At 33.0% G+C, this 16,799-nt stretch carries 19 protein-coding genes and 1 pseudogene; 9 read left to right on the forward strand and 11 right to left on the reverse strand.

Annotation, left to right across the window (positions count from 1 at the left end; translation table 11 throughout):
* The first annotated feature begins 386 nt into the window (after positions 1–386).
* On the forward strand, positions 387–1,262 hold the full coding sequence (locus tag HHL20_RS05215) for a hypothetical protein (protein WP_169230112.1): 876 nt from the start codon (positions 387–389) through the stop codon (positions 1,260–1,262).
* Between the two features lie 482 nt (positions 1,263–1,744).
* Here HHL20_RS05215 and HHL20_RS05220 read toward each other — a convergent pair whose 3' ends face one another.
* The 5 genes from HHL20_RS05220 to HHL20_RS05240 form a co-directional block, all read right to left on the reverse strand.
* Positions 1,745–2,245 (reverse strand): DinB family protein, encoded by a 501-nt coding sequence (locus HHL20_RS05220; protein WP_169230113.1) that lies wholly within the window; start codon positions 2,243–2,245, stop codon positions 1,745–1,747.
* Between the two features lie 52 nt (positions 2,246–2,297).
* A complete protein-coding gene (locus HHL20_RS05225; protein WP_169230114.1) occupies positions 2,298–2,840 on the reverse strand; it encodes a YbhB/YbcL family Raf kinase inhibitor-like protein in 543 nt (180 codons plus the stop codon).
* Between the two features lie 110 nt (positions 2,841–2,950).
* Positions 2,951–3,811, reverse strand: a complete 861-nt coding sequence (locus tag HHL20_RS05230) for a helix-turn-helix domain-containing protein (RefSeq protein WP_169230115.1) — start codon at positions 3,809–3,811, stop codon at positions 2,951–2,953.
* Positions 3,812–3,865: 54 nt separating this feature from the next.
* Positions 3,866–4,729, reverse strand: a complete 864-nt coding sequence (locus HHL20_RS05235; RefSeq protein ID WP_169230116.1) for an NAD(P)-dependent oxidoreductase — start codon at positions 4,727–4,729, stop codon at positions 3,866–3,868.
* Between the two features lie 392 nt (positions 4,730–5,121).
* Complete coding sequence (locus tag HHL20_RS05240) at positions 5,122–5,691, reverse strand: DUF6624 domain-containing protein (protein WP_169230117.1); 570 nt, start codon at positions 5,689–5,691, stop codon at positions 5,122–5,124.
* Positions 5,692–6,427: 736 nt separating this feature from the next.
* On the opposite strand from HHL20_RS05240, the gene HHL20_RS05245 reads away from it, so the two are divergent.
* Both HHL20_RS05245 and HHL20_RS05250 read left to right on the forward strand, forming a co-directional pair.
* On the forward strand, positions 6,428–6,886 hold the full coding sequence (locus HHL20_RS05245; RefSeq protein ID WP_169230118.1) for a JAB domain-containing protein: 459 nt from the start codon (positions 6,428–6,430) through the stop codon (positions 6,884–6,886).
* A 54-nt stretch (positions 6,887–6,940) separates the two neighbouring features.
* Positions 6,941–8,221 carry a DUF3945 domain-containing protein gene (locus HHL20_RS05250; RefSeq protein WP_169230119.1) on the forward strand — a complete coding sequence of 427 codons (1,281 nt, stop codon included), beginning with the start codon at positions 6,941–6,943 and terminating at the stop codon, positions 8,219–8,221.
* 283 nt (positions 8,222–8,504) lie between these two features.
* On the opposite strand, the gene HHL20_RS05255 is transcribed toward HHL20_RS05250, so the two are convergent.
* A complete protein-coding gene (locus HHL20_RS05255) occupies positions 8,505–8,717 on the reverse strand; it encodes a hypothetical protein (protein ID WP_169230120.1) in 213 nt (70 codons plus the stop codon).
* A gap of 365 nt (positions 8,718–9,082) precedes the next feature.
* Positions 9,083–9,781, reverse strand: a complete 699-nt coding sequence (locus tag HHL20_RS05260) for a leucine-rich repeat domain-containing protein (protein WP_169230121.1) — start codon at positions 9,779–9,781, stop codon at positions 9,083–9,085.
* Positions 9,782–10,088: 307 nt separating this feature from the next.
* On the opposite strand from HHL20_RS05260, the gene HHL20_RS05265 reads away from it, so the two are divergent.
* Complete coding sequence (locus HHL20_RS05265; RefSeq protein ID WP_228463088.1) at positions 10,089–10,664, forward strand: hypothetical protein; 576 nt, start codon at positions 10,089–10,091, stop codon at positions 10,662–10,664.
* Positions 10,665–10,994: 330 nt separating this feature from the next.
* Here HHL20_RS05265 and HHL20_RS05270 read toward each other — a convergent pair whose 3' ends face one another.
* Together HHL20_RS05270 and HHL20_RS05275 are read right to left on the reverse strand one after the other, a co-directional pair.
* Positions 10,995–11,423 carry a hypothetical protein gene (locus HHL20_RS05270; protein ID WP_169230122.1) on the reverse strand — a complete coding sequence of 143 codons (429 nt, stop codon included), beginning with the start codon at positions 11,421–11,423 and terminating at the stop codon, positions 10,995–10,997.
* A 7-nt stretch (positions 11,424–11,430) separates the two neighbouring features.
* A complete protein-coding gene (locus HHL20_RS05275) occupies positions 11,431–11,658 on the reverse strand; it encodes a hypothetical protein (RefSeq protein ID WP_169230123.1) in 228 nt (75 codons plus the stop codon).
* Positions 11,659–12,062: 404 nt separating this feature from the next.
* Here HHL20_RS05275 and HHL20_RS05280 point away from each other — a divergent pair, with 404 nt between their 5' ends.
* The 5 genes from HHL20_RS05280 (at position 12,063) to HHL20_RS05300 (ending at position 15,189) form a co-directional block, all read left to right on the forward strand.
* Entirely contained in the window at positions 12,063–12,455 is a 393-nt protein-coding gene (locus tag HHL20_RS05280) for a hypothetical protein (RefSeq protein ID WP_169230124.1), read from the forward strand.
* Positions 12,445–13,752: a hypothetical protein gene (locus tag HHL20_RS05285; RefSeq protein WP_169230125.1), complete on the forward strand. Its 1,308-nt coding sequence runs from the start codon at positions 12,445–12,447 to the stop codon at positions 13,750–13,752. Before HHL20_RS05280 ends, HHL20_RS05285 begins: the two co-directional genes overlap by 11 nt.
* 331 nt (positions 13,753–14,083) lie before the next feature.
* Positions 14,084–14,419 (forward strand): hypothetical protein, encoded by a 336-nt coding sequence (locus tag HHL20_RS05290; RefSeq protein ID WP_169230126.1) that lies wholly within the window; start codon positions 14,084–14,086, stop codon positions 14,417–14,419.
* A 66-nt stretch (positions 14,420–14,485) separates the two neighbouring features.
* Positions 14,486–14,674 (forward strand): hypothetical protein, encoded by a 189-nt coding sequence (locus tag HHL20_RS05295; protein WP_169230127.1) that lies wholly within the window; start codon positions 14,486–14,488, stop codon positions 14,672–14,674.
* Between the two features lie 269 nt (positions 14,675–14,943).
* On the forward strand, positions 14,944–15,189 hold the full coding sequence (locus tag HHL20_RS05300) for a hypothetical protein (protein ID WP_169230128.1): 246 nt from the start codon (positions 14,944–14,946) through the stop codon (positions 15,187–15,189).
* 27 nt (positions 15,190–15,216) lie between these two features.
* Here the strand turns inward: HHL20_RS05300 and HHL20_RS05305 are convergent, their stop codons facing one another.
* Entirely contained in the window at positions 15,217–15,666 is a 450-nt protein-coding gene (locus HHL20_RS05305) for a hypothetical protein (protein WP_169230129.1), read from the reverse strand.
* A gap of 99 nt (positions 15,667–15,765) precedes the next feature.
* Positions 15,766–16,645, reverse strand: a pseudogene (locus HHL20_RS05310) (IS1595 family transposase); the annotation flags it as partial.
* Positions 16,646–16,799: the final 154 nt, after the last annotated feature.

The following is a 16,799-nucleotide window of genomic DNA, read 5'->3' on the forward strand; positions in this document are numbered from 1 at the left end:
AATCTATATTTGGTATTTTATCATTTCGTCTTGTACATTATCATTTTTTTCTGTAATTGACATTACTGGCTGAAATATTCCAGTTTGAAACAGGTGTCGTCATGTCAATACTCTTGCATTAAGTGACTGCAACTACCGAATAGAGAAGGCTGAAAACTTTCACAAGAATAAAAAAACAATGAATTTTGGCCTTGGAACCAAACTGTAAATCAATAGATTTTTAATGAAATAAAGCTACTGCAACTACAGACTAAAGCGCTCAAAAAACTTTCACAAGAATAAAAAAACAATGAATTTTGAACTGTGAAAAACAAGAATAGTATGGCAGTTTCAAAAAAAATCCATGAAACTAAAACAAATTTATAAACAAATACAAAAACAACACAATGGCTATAAGAGATAAAAATACATTAAAAACATTTTTTGAAAAAGGAGACATTCCTACGCAAAATCAATTTGTAGATCTAATAGACTCCTTCAAACATCAAAACGACACTAATGTCGTTCTGCTCACCGACCGAGAAATAGTATCAATAGCAAATCGGATAGCAACCATTAACAATGGATTTGTTGAATACTATTTTGACAATATGAGCAATTTATTAATTAAATTGAATGTAGCTCAAGAAAATCAAGAAAATCAAGAGATAGAAATCAGATGCGACATACATGATAATGGCGATGTAAGAAAGCAATACTTTGTTGGTAATGGACCTTATACTGTTACTATAAAAGAATTTGAAAGCGAAACATTACAAGCCAATGAATACTATTATTTGTATTATGAAACAAGTCTATATGACAGCATCGATAGACTTATTGGACACAAATTACCAACTATGTTCAATGGTTTTGAATTCGGCAAACTAGATGGAAGGAGCTTTCATTTTTACATTTCGAAACAAAATTTCGGAAAAGAATTAAACGTACTGCATACCAATATTAAGTTCATTAATAAAACAGATATTCCTATTGAATATAAATCCCAGAGTACTAATTGGCGCGACATCTATAGGAAAGAAAACAGCGTAACCGCTCATTATGACCAATGGGATTATTTATACTTCAGTTACAATGCAGACATGACAAAAGAACATTATACTATTGAGTGCAGTGTTTATGATACCGACACAAACGAATTATTAATAATTGACTACCTAGAGCCCGGCATCAATTACAGACATTTTGGGAACAGTAGTGATAGTGAAGGAAACAGGGCAGACAAAGCGAGGAATATTGCAATAGAATGTATAAAAGTATAATCCAAATGGATCAACAGTTTGGATTTGGAGCTTCCCCTCACCTAAAAGTATGATTTTACAAAGAAGGATAGAAGAAGCTAAATATTTACTGAGATATACCAGCAATGACATGTCAACGATAGCTTACCTACTTATTTCGGGGAGCCAGCCCATTTTAATAATCTTTTTAAAAAAATGTCTGGCTTTACTCCTTTAGCGTTCAGAAAGTTTTACAGATATTCTGAATATTAGTATATAATCTTATATTGCTCAGCGACAATAGGAAAATCGCTATTCTCAAAATCATTTCAAGTGATAATTTATCAGGTGCTAACTAAGATTTGTTATATGTTTAGAGTATAGAACAGTACATCAAAATATCCGCGGATGGACAATAGCTTCATTGCTAAAAGTAAAAATATCATAATTAACCATTCAGAACAATAGTTATTCTAACCAAAATGAGTACTATGCATTTGTTTGCACCAGTTTGTGATTAGCCGTTAAATACCTGTGTTGATAAAATAAGTTGCGAGATCTGTATTAGAAAAGTTGGTAAACCCTGTTTGTCTTAGTAGCGTAACCAATTGTCCACGATGATAGGTGGCATGGTTGATGAAGTGCAGAAATGTTTCCCAAAATATCATCTGGCCCTGTTTTCCGTTAGGATATATAAACGTTATAGGATCCATATATTCTTCTTCCGGATAGTTTTCAATAACCATTTGTAAGTCGACCGATGATCTTTCCCAAACTTTTATCAGATCCTCCCTGGTGCCTTGAAACGTCTTAGAAAAATACACCGGATCAGTTTCTTTGTTCCAAAAGTCAATCCATATTTTTTTTGCGCTGACCATATGAACAGCTGTTTCTCTGACACCGCTAAAGCTACTTGAAATAGGCTGCACCCATTGCTCTTCACTGATCTGATTTAACCATTCCATAATCATTGCATCAGTCCAATTGTTGTAATTGACTAATGCTGTAAAATACTTTTTTGTCATTTCTTAAATTTTTATATGGATTAAAAGCAAGTTGTTGCGCATTTAGCATAACTTATTTTTTTTGTCCGTAAACGATGATGGATGCTTTCTGAATGGTAGAAAAGAACATATTGAATCCTACAGAGGCCGGTGTGGCATTTTTATCCAGATCCAATGTTTTATTTAAAGCATAAACAGTAATTAGATATCTATGGGCCGGACCATCATTTGGCGCTGCTCCCGCATATCCGGGCGTTCCCATATCCGTGTTGCTCTGGACGGCCTGTCCAGGCATCAGCTTGTTGGAAATATTTCCGGCGTCAGACTTCAGCTCGGTAACATTTGCAGGAATGTTGAAGACCACCCAGTGCCAGAAACCACTTCCTATAGGCGCATCGAGGTCATACATGGTCACGGCGAAGCTTTTTGTTCCTTCAGGAGTATTTTCCCAATAAAGTTCCGGAGATTTATTCTCTCCGGTATAGCCCATCCCGTTAAGATAGTGCTTGTTGGTAAACTGTCCACCCAGTTCTCTGCTTTTAAGTGTAAATGTTTGGGCGAATGTGGCTGTTGTGGCGATAACAGCCATCATGAATGTTAAGAATGTTGTTCTCATTTTTGATCTGTTTTAATTTGTTAAATGTCTTGTTATTAACACTTAACAAAGTTACAGACCTAAATTCGTGATCTTATTGAGCTAACGATCCAAAAAGTGTTGCTGGAAGCTCATTCTGAGAGTTGGTATTGCTTAGGGGTAACGCCATATATTTTTTTAAATGCCTGTACAAAGCTTGAAAGGTTTTCGTAGCCCAGATCTTCGTAGATCTCACTGGCTTTTAATCCTTGCTGTTTCAGAAGTTTAGCAGCCTTCTGCATTCGGGACTTGAAAAACCACTGTTTGGGAGCATCATTGAAGATCTTGGTGAACTTTCTTTTGAATGTGGAGATGCTCATGTTACAGAGAAACGCCAGTTCTTCCACGGTCACGCCAGTGTCCATATGGATATTTACGATCTTTCTGATCAATGCATCTTCATCCCATTCTTCGCATAATGATTTGAAGTAGGGAAGCAGGGACTTGTCCTGTAAAAGGTACATCATAAGCTCTTCAAACTTCAGACGCAGAACATGGTCAGTATTTAAATTTTGGTTGCTCAGAGCAATCTGCAGATTGGAAATAAAGTTGTCGATATAAGCATCTTTCTTAATTGATCTTGGTTCTACTTCAAGCTGATGATAACTCTTTACATTAGAATTTTTTGATGCCGGATAACTGTTAAAGAAGTCTTTGAAGACTTCTGTGCTTACAAACAGCAGGATACTTTTATACTGCCCGTCCTGAGCCAGTTTCTCACTCATAAGGCAATTACCATAAGGCAGAAAAAAGAATGAAGTATTGTCAATACCTTGCGTTCCGGATGCATAGCTGACCACCTTTTCACCTTCCAACAGGAAACTGAATAGATGCCAGTCCAAAATGATGCGGGATTTGATGCTCGGTTTTTTAGATTCATAAGAACATGCAAACACCTTCCTTTCATCATCATTCTGAGAACTTAAGCCCTGTGGTAATACGAGTTCTTCCATAACAAGAGAGAGTTATATTTCTAATTAAACGGATCTTTTTGAATTACAAATTTGTCATGATGGGGTGTGTTCATCCAAAGACTTCTTGACTGCAATCACATCCTGATTACCATAATGAACGGCTGCTGATTGAAATTCCTGTAATGCGAGGTTTCCCATATCCCTGAGAATATTCTCCTGTTTTGCAAGATCAAGGTCTTTGGCAAGATGCTTGAGTGCAAAGGCTGCATTAAAATTTCCGCTGGTGAGGATATCGCCCTTGGCTTTTAAAAAGATATTGGAAAGGGCGCTGTTATTAAGCAGGGTCAAAAACTTATCCAGTTTGATACCTTTAGACTCCGTTGCCAATACCGCTTCTGCGAATCCCTGCGTAAAAATGGCCAGCAGACTGTTGATGATGAGCTTCAATTCATTCCCGGAACCTGACGGTCCAACGTATATTGACATTTTTCCCAGCATATCAAAAACAGGGGCTATCTCGTCAAACACTTTCTCGTCTCCTCCGCCCAGAATGACCAGCTGTCCCTGTTCGGCCTGCATAACGCTTCCCGATACCGGAGCATCGATAAGTGTTGCGCCCTTTTCATTTACAATTTCCGCAAGGGATCTGTTGATACCCGGCGATACTGTGCTCATATTGACGAATACTTTTCCTGAAAGTTCTCCTTTAAGCAATCCGTCCGGGCCTGAAAAAATCTCCTGTACAGCTTGATCATCAGAAACCATAATAAAAATACAGTCGCTTTTGGATATGACCTCTACGGGGGTTCTTACTGCTGTTGCGCCTAAATCTACCAGCTCAGTTGATTGCTCAATTGTGCGGTTATAAACCGTAACATGATAATTTTGCTCTAATAGTCTTCTGACCATTGGTTTTCCCATCGTTCCTAAACCGATCCATCCTATATTCATTGCCATTTTATCTTTAAGTATTATTCTTTATTTTTTTGCCTGTCAGCTTAAATAAGCCAACAGTAAAGATAGATGTTTTATTTGATGGAATAGAATGCCGGACGTTCGAAAAGTGTTGCCGGAAGTTCAGGAATGGTTATATTTATTGATATCAAACAACTCGAAATATTGTGTTTTAATTGAAATTTTAAAAAAGTAACATAAAATCGAACTCCGTCATATCTAGAACGAAATTGTGAAAGTATAAATGACTGAGGTGAAGAAAGGGATTTTCAATAAAATAAATATATTCAAATTGAAGTCGCTAGCGACTAACCTCTATCAGTTCTATGATTCATATAGCATCGCACTTATTTATGTTGTTTGTTTTTCTTATAGGAAGTACGTCAATGCCGATACTAATCTGATTTCCAGCCAACGCCATCTCGCCATATCACGTAATCAGGGTTTTCATTTTCGATACGCTCGATATCTTCGACTTTGGCAGTACGGTTCAAATCATCAGAAGAAATAATGGGTAGTCCATATTCCACTCGTAGGGTGTTCAATTGCTGTTCATCAATAACCGGATATATACTACCATCTGCATTAAGCTGGGTTCCAAATCGCTGAGGTTTGCCCTGAAAATACTGAATCCTGTCATAAAGGTAAGCCCAATGCTTTTTTTTGATATCCCACTCGTTTTCAGTCATCATCTCAAAAAATGACCTCATAAAAGCGGGCTCGGCAATATCGTGTTGGGCGATCAGCCAGGCTGCCTCATTAGCTTCTCTTCCTACCTTAGAGATTCCGGGGAATCCTATCTCATTGATTATTTGTTTCAGTTCTGCTGCATTGGCTCTATGCACCGCTTCCATTTCAGGATGGTAGCCACCGTTTAATTGATTAGTATTCAGCAGCCGTTCTCTTACAGCAAGATCATTTTTTGCCAGACGAAGCAATCGTTCGGTGATGTTATTTTGATTCATTTGCCTACTTTATACTAATGTACAAATATTGAGATAATTATTTACCACACGTTATAAATAATCTTGCCATATTCGACTTGGCCAATGTTGCGTACGATATTCATATGATTCTGAGACTTCAGCTTCTAAATAGCAAATCAGTTTTTCAGAACTATCTATTTCTGTGCAAAATATATCAAATGTATGCACCAGCATATACTGTTTGATTACAGGATACATGGCAAATCTCAGCTGTCATCTGGCTATTTGATCGCTTCGTGATTTTCTGTAGCAAATCTATTCAGTTATCCCTGCTGAAAAAAATCTTTTTGGGTATCCGTGGCCGGAGATCACGGAGCCTCCGCAAAAAGATTTCAGGCCTTCATCAAGGTGACTTCTTATTGTTTCTTTTGGAATTGATTCCGGTTTTCATTGGGACTGCCTGAATGTGTTGATCCGCATAGAAAAGTCAGAAACCTCACAAGATGCAAATGCAGTTCATTGAAATTTTGATCCTTATGATTACCCTTGGTATCAGTCCGTATATCTTACATGATAAAAGAACGATTATATCAGATGTCTTATCCATCTGTAGATGATATCATACCATCTTAAAATGTATGATACGGTCTTTAGATCAAGTGATATCCTTCGGTAAAAATAAGAAAGTCAAGATTTCCTTCAAGCTGCAATCTGCAGGGTTTTTTAACAGCAGGTGCGGGAAAAACAGGTCTCCGCCGCACACGGAGCAATTCAGATGAAATTCAATATTGTCAACGAAATCAAATTAAGCTATTCAAGAAAAGGTAATTGTGAGCGGTCGATATCGACATCACGGGATGCGGTAGATGTATTCAGGGCGCATTTTGACGCGGATGAGATGGATTACAGGGAATCGTTCTTTGCATTGTACCTGAACCAGGCGAATAAGGTGCTGGGCATCAAGAAGGTCTCGGAATGCGGGATTTCTTCGACGCTGGTGGATGTGAGGATCGTGATGCAGGCGGCCCTGTTATGCAATGCGACGGCGCTCATTGTTGCTCATAACCATCCTTCAGGAAATTTGAAACCTTCCTCATGTGACATTAAGATGACTTCCCAGATCAAAGAGGCGGGGAAGATTCTCAATATTTGCCTGCTGGATCATGTGATCCTGACGTCGGATGCGTATTTCTCGTTTGCGGACGAGGGGGTTGATGTAATACAATCAAAATAGTATCATAAGCCAAAGTAAGTACAACCAACATATTAAAATCTAAAAATATTCAACATGAACACCATTAGCAATTACACAGCACTTTCAGAAGTCAGTACTTTATTGGTACTTCGTCATCGTAATAACTCTGTCGGAATTGTTCAGGCGGTCAATCCGTCCGGAGCTCTTATTGATGTGAAGCCTGACAGCAACAAAGTCGATACAGTTATTCGTGTCGATTCAGCGGAACAGTCTTTTACGGACTTCTATTCAGATTTTTACAATCAGCTCAAAGATCCCTCCGAATATTCATTTTTTAAAGTCAGGGAATTTGAGGCGCACAAAACAGCGAAAGGTTTACAGGAGTTTATCAATGATTCATCGGATGATGAAAGACATGATCTTAAAGCGTATGAAGTTTCTATTGAGGCGGTTGATCATGTCAGAAATAAGAAGTCTGCTGAAAGAGATTCTTTTGCGGTGAAGAATGTTTATGGCAACGGTTTGTCTTTGATCAGTAACCGTTCTCAATACCGCTATCAGATCGAAGATGTTCCTTGGGAGAAGATGGCTGAAAGTGGTCTTGATCGCGAGAAGTTGGAAGAAATCGGGGTTTTGGATGCGCTCTTGAAAGGCTATAAAACACCGATGCTGATTCCGGTACTTTTTAATGATGGGGCAACGGTAAGTAAGATTGATGCACGTTTGCAGTTGAGGATCGGTGATGATGGAGAATTGATGGTGAAGGTACACCGCGTTGGTAAGAAAGTAGATTTCAGGAAGAAGTTTGAGGGGCATAAGTTTACAAAAGAGGATAGGGTCAATCTTTTGACTTCGGGGAATATGGGACGGGTAGTGGATCTTATTGATACAGTTACGGGCGAGATCACTCCTTCGCTAATAAGCTTGGACAGGCTGACCAATGAACTGATTTCTTTGAGAATGGAATTTGTGCGGATTCCTGAGGTGCTTTGCGGGGTGAGATTGGATTGGGAACAGAAAAAGGTGCTCCTTGAGGGAAAATCTTTGTTTGTTGAAAATATGGTATCGAAGAAAGGAAAGCGCTTTTCTGCAACCGTGCAGTTCAATACGGATAGGCAGTGGGTGGAATTTTTGTTTGAGAATAAGTTTAGAAGCTCCGGTTTTAGCGGACTACCGCATTCTGAAAGGGAAGTTCCTGCATATTTCAGAGGAATTAAGCTTCGCAGGTGGCAGATGGAGAAGTTAAAGGCAGGAGAGACCGCCTATATCAAAGGATTGGTGAGTAGAAAAGGAAAGACCTATCAGGGGTATATGAGTTTTGATAAATCAATAGGGAGCATAGTATTCTCATTTAAGAATCCTAATAAAAAATAGGAGGCCGTAAATGTTTCGGAGAAGTCCGAAGTAAGGGAGTAGGTTAATTTGAATATAATCTTTTACAACAACCTGCGAAGTCAGTTGACTTGGCAGGTTGCTTTGTTTGCGTTTTAAAAGTATTGGCTGGAGGAAAATCGGGGGCAAAAATGCAATTCCTCCCTTTGGTCGGAAACGCATTTTTGCGGCGTTTGGAGCAACCCTATTTCTAAAACATTGGCGGTCGGGCTTTCCCATGTTTTTGAAAAAAGGTTGCGGGAAATTTGATTAATGAATCTGCTTTTTAGCGTTTGAAAGCTGACCCGATAAACTGCCTTAATGAAAATTCGCTGTAGATATTACTTACGTTTTTTATCATTTTGGAAACATCATCTTTATTTGATATTCTTCCGAAAGGCGTTGCGATAAAAGAGATTACGTTCTTTTCCGGCTTTTCAAAGCCATTCCGGGTTGCCGAATTGTTGCCGGAAACCACCTCCACACGCTGATCGTTCATTAACGCATGGGCAATAATATTAAGAATGGTCTGTGTTACTCCTGTTCTCTGCGGCCCTTCAATAATGCGTAACAGACTTGATAATGCTTCGTTTACGGCATTTTTTAGCTGGCGCCAAAATTAAATAGGTAATCTCAATAGGAGAGGAGTATCATTTTTCTCCGGTTGTTTTTGATTAAGCTGATGTGAAAGAAATGAATTTTCGTGAATGAAAGTAAAAAGTGGCGGGAAATCCTTGTACCTACTGGTCTACGATAAGGTATCGGAATACAACTTGTTATTTCATTGTGTCTTACAAATTCTAGTTCATTTTTTTAAACCTTCTATTATAAAGGTACCATTGTGCTTAGTTTATCTAAAGATATTTATTTTACAGTAGTAATAATAGGAGCACGTACCGTCGCTTCCTGGTCTGCCGATTTAATAAGTTTTACATAATCTTCTATGTAAAATGTTTTCAGGATTTTGTTATTAGAAATATCCAGTTCCTTCATTGATGTTCCTAGTAAATATAATTGTACCAACTTTTTATTTTTTGATAGATCTACGTTGAAAAGATATTTGCATCCTTCAAGATTAAGTGTGTGAAGTGCAGGAAACTCCCCGGCGTCAAAGTCGGTAAATAAATTATCCTGTAAATAGATGTATTCTATATTTTGTGAGTTTAACTGTATTTTGGTTAGTCCCAATCTGAAAGCATAAATTCCTTTCAAATTAACCAGGCCCATTAGGTTCAGAACTGCAATTTTATTGTTGTCACCTATATAAAGATTTTCAAGCTTGGTAAGTTTGTTTATAAGGGTAAAATCTGAAATATTATTCTTTCGCAGATTAAGTTTTGTCAAACTCTGAAAGTGTTCAAGACCGCTTACATCTGAAATATTTTTTTCGTCAAGTTTCAGTTCGGTTACTGTATTTATTTCTGAAACCTCCAGTTTTCCATTATGGTTTTGATCGAATTGCTGTAATAAAGCAGTTTTGAGATTATTGTCTTTAATGGGAATTTCTTGTGCAGAGATGTTGACGGATAGTATAACTGCGAGGGTGTATATAATTTTAGTCATTAGCTTTAGATGAATATTTAACGAACAAAACATTTCAAAGGTAATTTAAATTTTTCTTTCATTTAACTTTCTTTTTCTTCCTACTAGCAAAATTTGAATTAAACAATAAATTAATTATATTCACAATAATTTAAAGCCACCACATGATCATGGCAATGATTACCAAAAGGTTTTGTTTATACAATCAAAGATTTACAAAATTTAGAGTTGATTGATCAAGGAAATCTAATAAAATATTGTAAGCCAAATGCGAAATAAGAATATCTGCCGCCTCCGCGCCCTTCAAAATAATATTGTTTTTAGAAAAATGATGAATCAAAGCTTTTGTTTGTTATTAATTATAAGCCTTTTATTAAATAGTTGTTCTGTTTATCAAGACAAAACCATAAAAGTAGAAAAAGAAATTAATTTGGAGTTCCCAAAGATGTCTGAAATAAAGAAGGACGAAACTTCCGAAAAATCAAAAGATAAGTCACTGGGATATTTTTGGGCAGTAAGCGAAAATATTTATCCTTACTTCAGCAATCATAAATTTGAAAACCCTATTACTTTCGAAAGACCTCCTAACAATTTTATTTTAAAAGTTGATTATTTCTCCGATACAAAAGAAGATGTTAAACTTAAATTGTATGAATGGAATTATAACGAAAAAATTGACACGCGTCGAGAAATCTTCACAGATAAATTTGAAGAGATTAAGATATTTCTATCAGAAAAAATGGGTAATCCGATTTTTGTTAAATCCGAAGATTTTGAAAAATCTAAAGAGGAAACAGTAAGAGATGATGTAAAATGGAAAAATAAAAACTTAAACGCTTATCTTTTCCGTTTTAAGGGGAGAGAAGGTTTTGACCAGATAAGGCTTGCTTTATATAAAGATTAAATTATTGATCTATATGATGTATTACATGAATATCAGAAAAAGCATCTTATTCGATCAAATGAGAAATAAAGATAACCCAGCTATAAATCCTAAAGATGCCAGATATATTTATAAAAGATAATAATATACTAGTTAATACCAAATTAATTAAACAACATTTCAAAATTTAGACATTGCCAATCTGTCGGTGCTGTTTTTATTTTTGATACATTCTAATATTTGATTCTAATATTTGTTTAATCAATTTAAATTTATGAAAACATTTGAAGATTTACAGAGCATTAAGTTACCAAAATAAAAACAGCATTAATTTTTAATGCTGTTTTTTATTTATTTTATTTTTTTCCAAATTGTAGAATCTTCTATTTCATAATTTTTAGCTGGTTCGATCTTCAATGCTTTTACGCTATCCTTATATTTTGCAATTAATTCTTCTTTTGAATTAATATCATTACCAATCCAAATATCATTTATACTATTATCAACTTGAATAGTGATATAAATTCCAGAATTACTTTCTTCTGTTTTCTTTGGCTTAATAAATTCAGAATAAAAAGTCCAAAGTGATGTCAAAATAGTCAAGCCATCTGCTACCGTCCCTACTATAGCCTTCCAATCTGTAGCAGCAGATATTTGCTTTTCACTAGGAGGTGTTAATTTATAAATTTGGGCATTAGTTTCTTGACTGGTTATAAAATTCAATAAACTATCATTTGAAATAATTGAATTGGCAAGTGTAAAATTTATTACGATACTCATAAGTAGTTTATTTGATATTCTTTTTAGCTTCAGAAACCTTCCTATCGTAAGGAGATTTATTTGTTGGTTTTAAAGAGATATTTTGTTTATTCGCCTGACTACTAATTGAACCTGTTGAACGCCCTAATTGATGGGCTATTAAACCAGTTGGCGTATTTTTATTAGCTAAGTTTTGTAATTTTTGAATGTCATTTTGCGACCATGCTTTTCTATGGTTTTGTGGTATTTTTGCCATGATTATATAATTTAGTTTTAAATAAAAATACAAAATAAATCTAATACAATATCATATTTAATATACTTTTTTAATATATTGTTAATGATTTGTGAAGTTGTATATACATTCTAAATTTTAATTATTATGAAATCATTAAAGAATTTATAGCAGAAAATTTAGAAAATTCAACTCTTCTTGTTCAAGAAAATACGGAGAAAACTACAACTGAGGATAAGGAAGAAAATGTTTTAGTTGAAGAAAATGTAGATGAAACAACAATAGAAAAAAATGACTAATCTATTTAATAATTCTTTTGTTTAATTTTAAAATATAATACGACTAGTTTTGTCGTATTATAAATGTTATTTTGTAATTGATTTATAAGTGTATATTTGTGAAGTTTTACAGAGGATATCATAAATATGAAACTAGTTAACCAAGATTACATTGATAAAATTAACAACTGCCCTTCTGAAAATTATAAAGGAGAAATTAAATTATTCAGATGGATAAATACCAATTCATTAGATAAATCATTTGATTATTATGGATTTAAGCCTAAGTATGCAAATACTTGTAATGCATGGGGGCTTTCTACATATAAAACTAAAAATTCAGCTCTAGAAGCATTGAAGAATGTATCTATAGGAATGCAAAAGAGATATAATGCTATTGCTGAATGTGTTATTAAAGATGATGATGGCATTAAATATCAATCAGGAAAAAATTTAAATCATTTTACTTTTTTCCCATTGATAGAGTTTGATTTACCAAATAAGTTTAAAATGACTGAAATGCTTGAAGATGAAAAATAATAAATTTGACTTATCAAAGTTTGAAAAAGTAGAAGATCTTATTTATTTTGATGAGGTAATATTATCTCATTTGAAATTAAATAAGAAAAATTATTTTTTATATTTAGTTGATAACAGAGAGACTTCAGATATTTTTCTTTTGTTCGAGGTTGAAGATAAAAACATATATGATTATTTATCTAGGAAAATTTCTCTCAAAAACTTAATACTTGAGAATGACTTAGTACATCAAATAGAAGAAGATTTTGAAGGACATATAATTGATACTCAATTTTTGTATACTGACCAGATTAAAGAAGAGTATTTTCCAAGCAATGATTCTTATATTGAATACCTTCCTTCAGAAAGTTCATATTATTTTGAAAAATTAAACCAAATTTATAATAAACCTTATTTACAAAGTCTTAGAAAAAATGCTTTTTTCGTTAAGTTTTCCTCTGAAAATAAATTATATGGTGATACAATTGGATTGAATGATCTTTCAAATGTTTTGTTAAGTAATTTGTCATCATCATTCAAAAACTTCTTAAAAATCGATTTTCTTAAAACTTTTTCAAATAAAATAGCTGATGACAAGGTACTTTCAAAAATTTATAAAATGGCATTACCATATACTGACCTAAGGGCAGTAGAATTCGATTTTGGAAGTTTTGAAATAGGTTTATCAGTAGATGATATATTAACTACTAAAATCGAAGATAAGGATGTTAAGTATTGGGTTGAAAATGTAGGTTGGAAGTTTAAAGATATAGTTTTGGACGATGATATGGATAATAATGAATTAGATGAAATTTTGACAACTTATAATGATGAAGAGAGGCTAAAGATTTTTAAACCTATATTAAATATAATTGATAATAATAAATTCAATATTCAAATAAAAAAAACGAATTCTGAAAAGTACAAGGATTTAGCTTTAAATAATAGAAGTATTGCTAATAGGATAATTACAAGCATAGAAAGACCTGAACAACCGCAAGATTTCAGTGTAATTAATATGCTGACAATTATTGATAAGAATAAAAAGAAGAAAACAATAAATTTAGAAAATACTTTGTTTAATAATGAGCAAAAAACTAATATTATTTTACATGCTAAAGATTTTATAGATAGAGGATATAATAAAATAGATTCTAATCTTGAACTAGTTGTAACTTTTGAAAATGTAAATAATAAAGTGTTTATAAAGACTGAATATGATGGTAATGTATTTGATGTTCAAATTCAAAGTGAAAAGATTGATGAAGAGATCAAAAAGTTAATAAATATCATATACGAATATATTATTAATAAATAAGTATGAAAATATTTCATATGCAAAACCCTCTAAAATAGAGGGTTTTGCGTTTTTCAGCCTTAAATCTTTTTTATATATTTGTATTATTAAAAATAAAAACCATTCCTAAAGGAATGTAAAATAAATCGTGCTTTTTGCATTATTGTCAACCTAAAATTACCACAACGAAGTAATTTTTTACTTCACCAATAGAAAAGACAAATAATGTGTATAAGGTACGCCAGTTTTGGCGTGGCTTGTATCATTGTTTTTTAGGGTGTGGTAATCCTAAGGTTGACGTGGTACAATGTCCACGCTTTATTTTTTATGTTAAACCTTAAATTACCACACAATGAAATTTGAATTCTCTACATTCAAAACAGTGGCATCATGTTCTATTTTGATGCTAACAAGTCTCTCTTTATCGGGACAAGAAAAACTTATAATCGATGATGAAGTCGTCAGTAAAGTAAAAATTAATGAAAATGATATAAAACTCATTACAACTAAAGAAATTGATGATTATACCTTTGTCAAAGGAAAAGTACCAACCTATGATTATGATTTATTTCTTAATTCCAAAAAATTAGCGAAAGAGTCATATGATGAATATATGAATAATCCCAATAAATCATCATCATATATTCCACCTGTTGTAAAAGAATATCCTGAAATGCTAGAAAAATAAAAAACATTTTCGGAAGAATATAAATACAAAGATGGATTTGTTAAGTCAGCAAATAAATCAAAAAGAATGGCATATTTTCAAGATGGTGAAAAAACAATTTCAAATTTTTCAACAATTAAAGGTACTTATGATATAATTTCAAAATACATAACAATTGCAAGAGAAACAAGAGAAGGTAAATTTGTTGAAAATGAAGTTTCCGATAAAATTTTTAAAGAATATGGTCAAGATGGAGAAGGTTCGATTTTAAATTAAGAATTCTGAAAGTAATTCGTACTATCTTTTATCACACGATATTTATGATAGAATAAGAAGAAGCAATTTTGCGAATAAAGGAATAGCAATTGCTAAAAAATTTGGATATACAATATATGATGATAAGGGTTACAAATATATTAAAACTAAATTATGACATTTCTTGTAACGGATCATTAAGTAGGTTTTTGCAAAAAGACCAAGATTATCTTAAATAACTTGATATTTGGTTTGAACAGAGAGAAGCTATTAGAAAGCAAACAATAACTATGATTCCCAAATTAGATCATTATGTGAGATTATATAGAATGCAAAGAAATAGAATATCTAAAACTGATATTTCAGCATGGACAACTCTAACAAAATTAGCTAATCTTTTGAATAAAAAACAAGTTGATTTAAGTGATAAATTATTTGGTTGGACTGATCGTAATGATTCAGATAAAAATTACTATAAGTATTCAGATGAGTTTATAAACTATTTAAGTGCTTCTAAAGGAGTTTTAGGATTGTGAATGAAATAAAATCCGGCAATGCCGGATTTATTCTTTTATATGATTCATCAGAGCAATAAGAAAACTTTTATCAGTATCGTTCATATTGTTTAAATAATGATAAAGCTCATATATTTCATAATTTTTATTCTTATTAATTAGTCCAAATGATAATTCTTCATGTTCAATTATCAATAGAATATTAAATTCTATCGTTTTTTTATATTTTACACGATATATAACGTCACATGACTTTTCTATATAATCAAATCTTTTAAAATCCGAATAGTCTGTATTAAAATTATTTTCAGAGTAATTGTTTATTCGTGGAATAATAGCATTGTTAAACCTATCTAAAATCTGATCTTTTGTATAGCCCATTTTTTTTAAATATGGAATAAATTTACCCAAAAATTTTAATAAGCGAAGTTGATATAGGTAAAATTTATACTTTAAAAATACTCTTGTTTTTTTACAAAACAATAAAAATTTAGACATTATCTGAATTTTAAAATTGTTTAATTAAATAATCAAGATGATTCTTTAATGTGGTAAATCAAAAGTTAAGCTATCAATTCCTCATAAGTAAGTCGTTCCTCAAATGCACAGTATAAAAGCAAAATTAAATCGATTACCTTCGTCGAAATCTTTGGTATTGTATCTAAAGGAAAATTCATCACAGTAAAGCTGTAAATGTTTTGGACTGACTGAATGATAGATACCAAGAATTCCACGCTTTAATAAACTCCAGAATCCTTCAATACTATTGGTATGAGAATTATCTTTGACATATTGACCTCTAGTATGAGGTATACTTTTATGTTCATAATGCTTATGTACTTCTGAATAACCTTTCCAACCATCACTAATCACAATAGAACCTCTTTTGACCATGTTTTTAATAATCGTTGTGAGAGTTTTTCCTTTTGTGTTAGGAACGATTTCTGTGGATACTTTTCCATTACTAAGCAAACCAAATACAACAGCTTTTGTTTTAGTACTTCGACCCTGGGTATTTTCTACTCTTTTTTGCCAGGATTTTTTATGATTTTTTCCACCTATATAAGTTTCATCCACTTGAGTGTCACCATTAAAACTTTTAGCTTTTTCAGAACGTAATGAATGTCTGATTCTTGAAAGCATGAACCATGCAGTTTTTTGAGTTACACCAATATCTCTTGCAAGTTGATGGCTACTAATACCTTTTTGTGGGAGGTGAAAATATAGATTGCATAGAACCATTTCTTAGTGGAATTGCTGAATTTTCAAACATAGTTCCAATTTTCACATTAAAATTTATTCTACAATCTTTGCATTTATAAATACCATTGAATTCGCCATTCTTTTTTAATTTGTAATGGTCAGGTCTTTCACTTAAACAATTAGTACATATTGGGTCGTTGTACCAAAGTAAGTCTTCAAGATATTCTCTACATTTCTGTTCTGTATTAAATGATTCCATCATATTTATTATAGAATCTGTAGGGTCAGTAAATCCAAGATTGAAAAGCTTTGTTACTCTGTGAATTATCATATTTTATTAGTATATATAAATTTAATAAAAAAGATCGACGCAGAACAATGCAGGGAAACAAATTTTTATGATTTTTATCTTGTTTTTAGTTTGATTT

The organism is Chryseobacterium cheonjiense, from assembly GCF_012927265.1.
Classification (GTDB): domain Bacteria; phylum Bacteroidota; class Bacteroidia; order Flavobacteriales; family Weeksellaceae; genus Chryseobacterium; species Chryseobacterium cheonjiense.

Bases quoted from the DNA above. Each gene is read 5' to 3' on its own strand.
- HHL20_RS05220 (WP_169230113.1), bottom strand. From the start codon at position 2,245: ATGACAAAAAAGTATTTTACAGCATTAGTCAATTACAACAATTGGACT.
- HHL20_RS05250 (WP_169230119.1), top strand. From the start codon at position 6,941: ATGAACACCATTAGCAATTACACAGCACTTTCAGAAGTCAGTACTTTA.
- HHL20_RS05230 (WP_169230115.1), bottom strand. From the start codon at position 3,811: ATGGAAGAACTCGTATTACCACAGGGCTTAAGTTCTCAGAATGATGAT.
- HHL20_RS05215 (WP_169230112.1), top strand. From the start codon at position 387: ATGGCTATAAGAGATAAAAATACATTAAAAACATTTTTTGAAAAAGGA.
- HHL20_RS05255 (WP_169230120.1), bottom strand. From the start codon at position 8,717: ATGAACGATCAGCGTGTGGAGGTGGTTTCCGGCAACAATTCGGCAACC.
- HHL20_RS05245 (WP_169230118.1), top strand. From the start codon at position 6,428: ATGAAATTCAATATTGTCAACGAAATCAAATTAAGCTATTCAAGAAAA.
- HHL20_RS05265 (WP_228463088.1), top strand. From the start codon at position 10,089: ATGATGAATCAAAGCTTTTGTTTGTTATTAATTATAAGCCTTTTATTA.
- HHL20_RS05295 (WP_169230127.1), top strand. From the start codon at position 14,486: ATGGCATATTTTCAAGATGGTGAAAAAACAATTTCAAATTTTTCAACA.
- HHL20_RS05225 (WP_169230114.1), bottom strand. From the start codon at position 2,840: ATGAGAACAACATTCTTAACATTCATGATGGCTGTTATCGCCACAACA.
- HHL20_RS05235 (WP_169230116.1), bottom strand. From the start codon at position 4,729: ATGGCAATGAATATAGGATGGATCGGTTTAGGAACGATGGGAAAACCA.
- HHL20_RS05290 (WP_169230126.1), top strand. From the start codon at position 14,084: ATGAAATTTGAATTCTCTACATTCAAAACAGTGGCATCATGTTCTATT.
- HHL20_RS05300 (WP_169230128.1), top strand. From the start codon at position 14,944: ATGATTCCCAAATTAGATCATTATGTGAGATTATATAGAATGCAAAGA.
- HHL20_RS05240 (WP_169230117.1), bottom strand. From the start codon at position 5,691: ATGAATCAAAATAACATCACCGAACGATTGCTTCGTCTGGCAAAAAAT.
- HHL20_RS05280 (WP_169230124.1), top strand. From the start codon at position 12,063: ATGAAACTAGTTAACCAAGATTACATTGATAAAATTAACAACTGCCCT.
- HHL20_RS05285 (WP_169230125.1), top strand. From the start codon at position 12,445: ATGAAAAATAATAAATTTGACTTATCAAAGTTTGAAAAAGTAGAAGAT.
- HHL20_RS05270 (WP_169230122.1), bottom strand. From the start codon at position 11,423: ATGAGTATCGTAATAAATTTTACACTTGCCAATTCAATTATTTCAAAT.
- HHL20_RS05305 (WP_169230129.1), bottom strand. From the start codon at position 15,666: ATGTCTAAATTTTTATTGTTTTGTAAAAAAACAAGAGTATTTTTAAAG.
- HHL20_RS05275 (WP_169230123.1), bottom strand. From the start codon at position 11,658: ATGGCAAAAATACCACAAAACCATAGAAAAGCATGGTCGCAAAATGAC.
- HHL20_RS05260 (WP_169230121.1), bottom strand. From the start codon at position 9,781: ATGACTAAAATTATATACACCCTCGCAGTTATACTATCCGTCAACATC.